An 899-nucleotide genomic window follows, 5' to 3' on the forward strand; every position below is an offset into this window, starting at 1 on the left:
GAGCGGGGCCGTTCTCATCATCAGATCGTCGTCCACCCCATTGACGCCATCATCGTCATCCTGAGCGACGCGCAACAATCGGCGTCGACATCGACGGCATCAAACAGGTCCTGGGGATCTGGATTCAGCAGACCGAGGGCGCCAAATTCTGGCACGGGGTGCTCACCGAGCTGCGCAACCGCGGGTGTCGCGATGCGTTGTTCGTCTGTTGCGACGGTTTGGCCGGGCTGGCCGAATCCATCGCCGCAATCTGGCCACAGGCCGTCGTACAAACCTGCGTCGTGCATCTGCTGCGGGCCTCGATGCGCTATGCCTCCTACACCGACCGACGCAAGATGGCCCAAGCGCTGCGCCCGATCTACACCGCGGCCACCGAAGACGCCGCCAAACTGGCGCTCGAGCAGTTCCGCGCCCAGTGGAACACCAAATCGCCCGGAGCGGTCGCGGTCTGGGACCGGGCGTGGGCCGAATTCGTGCCGTTTCTGGCGTTCCCCGTCGAGATCCGCAAGATCATCTACACCACCAACGCCATCGAGTCGCTGAACTACCAGCTGCGCAAAGTCACCAAGGCCCGAGGATCATTCCCCTCCGACGCTGCGGCGATGAAACTGCTGTATCTGGCCATCCGCAACATCAACCAGAAACGAGGAAACCAAGGACAAGGAACCTACAACTGGACCGAAGCGCTCAACACCTTCGCCATCCAATTCCCCGACCGACTCCCACTATGACACCCAGCCAAACACGAAAGGGCCAGAGCCACTTACACACTTAACTTGACAAGCCCGGTGCAGCAGCATTACGAAGCGGGTAGCCCGCTCCACCAGTGTGCCGATCGCGGACTTACCCCCAGCACCCAGAATCAGATCACCCTCCCAATGTCCAGGAACGGCGCGGTC

General features: G+C 61.5%; 2 pseudogenes. One reads left to right on the plus strand and one right to left on the minus strand.

The window, feature by feature from the left end:
• Window positions 1-77: 77 nt before the first annotated feature.
• Window positions 78-731, plus strand: a pseudogene (locus CQY20_RS33945) (IS256 family transposase); the annotation flags it as partial.
• 57 nt (window positions 732-788) lie between these two features.
• Here the strand turns inward: CQY20_RS33945 and CQY20_RS34410 are convergent.
• A pseudogene (locus tag CQY20_RS34410) lies at window positions 789-899 on the minus strand (IS30 family transposase); the annotation flags it as partial.

This window comes from Mycolicibacterium agri (genome assembly GCF_002553505.1).
In the GTDB taxonomy this organism is placed as follows: domain Bacteria; phylum Actinomycetota; class Actinomycetes; order Mycobacteriales; family Mycobacteriaceae; genus Mycobacterium; species Mycobacterium agri.